This is a genomic window from Pseudomonas sp. PIC25, from assembly GCF_002286785.1.
In the GTDB taxonomy this organism is placed as follows: Bacteria; Pseudomonadota; Gammaproteobacteria; order Pseudomonadales; family Pseudomonadaceae; genus Pseudomonas_M.
In genome coordinates, this window is sequence record NZ_MUJY01000159.1 from 1 (window position 1) to 2914 (window position 2914).

Annotated in this window: 3 protein-coding genes and 1 pseudogene; 2 read left to right on the top strand and 2 right to left on the bottom strand. The window is 51.2% G+C overall.

From position 1 onward, the window contains the following. Together BZL41_RS20065 and BZL41_RS20070 are read left to right on the top strand one after the other, a co-directional pair. Positions 1–217, top strand: a pseudogene (locus BZL41_RS20065) (IS630 family transposase); the annotation flags it as partial. 59 nt (positions 218–276) lie between these two features. Beyond that, entirely contained in the window at positions 277–876 is a 600-nt protein-coding gene (locus BZL41_RS20070; protein WP_095600924.1) for a DUF4291 domain-containing protein, read from the top strand. Positions 877–880: 4 nt separating this feature from the next. On the opposite strand, the gene BZL41_RS20075 is transcribed toward BZL41_RS20070, so the two are convergent. Together BZL41_RS20075 and BZL41_RS20080 are read right to left on the bottom strand one after the other, a co-directional pair. After that, on the bottom strand, positions 881–1366 hold the full coding sequence (locus BZL41_RS20075) for a hypothetical protein (protein WP_218224588.1): 486 nt from the start codon (positions 1364–1366) through the stop codon (positions 881–883). A gap of 415 nt (positions 1367–1781) precedes the next feature. Continuing rightward, on the bottom strand, positions 1782–2762 hold the full coding sequence (locus tag BZL41_RS20080; protein WP_095600925.1) for an IS5 family transposase: 981 nt from the start codon (positions 2760–2762) through the stop codon (positions 1782–1784). Between the last annotated feature and the right edge of the window lie 152 nt (positions 2763–2914).

Here is a 2914-nt window from a genome sequence, read left to right on the forward strand (position 1 = left end):
GCGTCCTGGTTGAACCTGGTGGAGCGCTTTTTCTCGACATTGAGCGAGAAATGGATCAAGCGCCAGGCGCATACCAGCGTGAAGGATCTGGAAGCCTCCATCGAGCACTACCTATACCCATAACGCCAATCCCCGGCCTTTTCACTGGTATCGAAAAGCCGAGGACATACTGGCGAGCGTAGGCCGAGCAGCCGAGGCGATGACCTCGAAAAAATGATCTTTATTTTTGAAACACCACACTAGAAACACTCCATAGAATTTACACACTGAAAGATGATGACTAATCTTATACCTCACCGGCAAATCCGAGCCGTTTATGACGATAAAACCATTCGAGTTTATCAGGCATATTCCGATGCCATTGCCGATAGTGCAATAGCACGCAGCACCTTCGTTTCACCACCCTTTAAGATGGAACGTATGACATGGATTAAACCATCGTTTCTGTGGATGATGTATCGTGCTGGATGGGGCCATAAGGATGAGGGCCAGAAGCGCATGCTCGCCATCGACATTACCCGAGAAGGATTTGAGTGGGCACTGACACACGGTTGTCTGAGCCACCGCAATCCTTCGATGAAAGAAGAAGATTGGAACCAGCTAAAGACGAACTCGCCAGTTCGTATTCAGTGGGATCCAGAACGCGACTTACTACTGCAACCGCTACCGTATCGAACGATACAGATCGGCCTCTCAGGAGAGGCCGTTAAGCTCTATATCAATCATTGGATTCAGCAGGTCACTGACATAACTGATCTAGCGTCAAGTATCCTTGCGCTCATAGAGCAAGGTAAACAGGAAGCCGCAAAGGAGCGACTCCCGACCGAGCTTCCATATCTATTGCCAAGCTCATTAGCGATCGCTATTGGAATTTAATATTTCAAGCTTTTGGGACATGCACTGCCATTTCCAAAACAATTTTGGAGTAGTTAACCCCACCACTCACGGCTGGCTGCATTTTTAATTCATCAAGAGCATAGATTATTTCCACTTTATTTCCAACCTTAAAAAGGCTGCGACCAGCCACGGTATTAGAATAAATGCTTTCAATATATCTCGACCCATCATCCAACAAAAGCTCAAATGCATTATTCTCCGAATCCTTCTCCTGCCCCGAAACAAACAGCCTTTTTATAACCCCAGAAACATGGCAAGTTGGTAGAATCCTATTTTTGATATTCTCCCACCATTCACTCGAACCAAAAAGACCATATGTACCCTTCAAACCAATGAACGGGCGCGACGGGTCTATCGTTAACGACTGAACCAATCTAATTTGCTCAGGATCCTTAGCCAGCTCAGTTGACAATTGATAAACCATCTGCAAAGTTGAGTCATTGCCATTTGACTTCAAAAACATGACCATCTCATCTTACTCCAATAACGCTTCAAAAAGGAGAATATTGCTATTAAAAGTCCTCAACGCCTCCCCTCTACCTAATCCAATGTTTACAACTCCGAATCCATTATTGACACTTTGAGCTTTAGTTGCCTCCAATTTAAACTGAGCGTTTGTTTCGACCCACCCTTTAGCAATACGAGGTAGTTCAGGAAACAATAACGCTGTCCCATCGTTACCCACCCCACCAATTGACATTAATTTGTCCATTGCCCCAGGTTTCACCGTAACTCTAAGGATGGTCTGAAGTAGTCATGAATCTCTGGCTGACTTCAGCGCCGGCCGATTTTGAAAGCGACCATGCGATCCAAAACGCTCAGATCGCCCGCTCATGTCTGTGTTTTTAGTCGCCGCTAGCACCTCGCTGCAGCCATTTTCCACATTACAGACGCACCTCTCCTGCGCCGGCCAGCAAATATCGGCGGGCCATCCACAGATTCGACAGGGCAAATAGCGTCACCATTTGCGCGGCATTCTTGGCCAAGCCACGGAAGCGCACTTTGGTGTAGCCAAACTGGCGCTTGATCACGCGGAATGGGTGTTCAACCTTGGCTCGCACCTGAGCCTTGGCCCTCTCGATCTTGCGCAGCGCTTTGTACAAGACGCTGTGCTTGCCGTGTTTCTCGTAGGTGCTGCGCCGAGCCGCGATCTGCCAGATGACTTGGCGCCCCTCATGTTCAGGACGTTTTTCGACCCCGGTGTAACCGGCGTCAGCACACACCACGTTTTCCTCGCCGTGCAGCAGTTTGTCGACCTGGGTAATATCTGCGACATTGGCTGCGGTCACCACCATGCTATGCACCAGACCCGATTCTTCATCGACACCAATATGGGCTTTCGCGCCGAAGTAGTACTGGTTTCCCTTCTTGGTTTGATGCATCTCCGGGTCACGCTTCCCGTCCTGGTTCTTGGTCGAACTGGGCGCATGGATCAGCGTGGCATCGACGATGGTGCCCTGGCGCAACGACAGGCCGCGATCCCCCAAATAACCATTGATCACCGCCAGAATCCCCGCCGCCAACTCGTGTTTCTCCAGCAGGCGGCGGAAGTTGAGGATGGTGGTTTCATCGGGGATGCGCTCCAGACTCAGGCCGGCGAACTGGCGCAAGATGGTGGTCTCGTACAGCGCTTCCTCCATCGCCGGGTCGCTGTAGCCAAACCAGTTCTGCATCAAATGCACGCGCAGCATCGCCATCAACGGATACGCCGGGCGACCGCCTTCGCCCTTCGGATAGTGCGGTTCGATCAGGGCAATCAGTCCCTTCCACGGCACCACCTGATCCATCTCGATCAGGAACAACTCCTTGCGGGTCTGCTTGCGCTTGCCGGCGTACTCGGCGTCGGCGAAGGTCATTTGCTTCATCGGGAAACTCGGGCAACGGGATCGGCGTATTTCAACAGAAACGGGAAGTCTTCTTCAGATGGTATGGACGCCTCCCCCCGGCAGCGGGCCGACCGCAGCAGCGTCCCTCCAGAAGGAGAGGGATTTTCACTGCCACGGCATCAACGTGCCAA

Excerpts from the sequence above, each read along its gene's own strand:
- BZL41_RS20070 (WP_095600924.1), top strand. The coding sequence starts at position 277 with ATGACTAATCTTATACCTCACCGGCAAATCCGAGCCGTTTATGACGAT.
- BZL41_RS20075 (WP_218224588.1), bottom strand. The coding sequence starts at position 1,366 with ATGGTCATGTTTTTGAAGTCAAATGGCAATGACTCAACTTTGCAGATG.
- BZL41_RS20080 (WP_095600925.1), bottom strand. The coding sequence starts at position 2,762 with ATGAAGCAAATGACCTTCGCCGACGCCGAGTACGCCGGCAAGCGCAAG.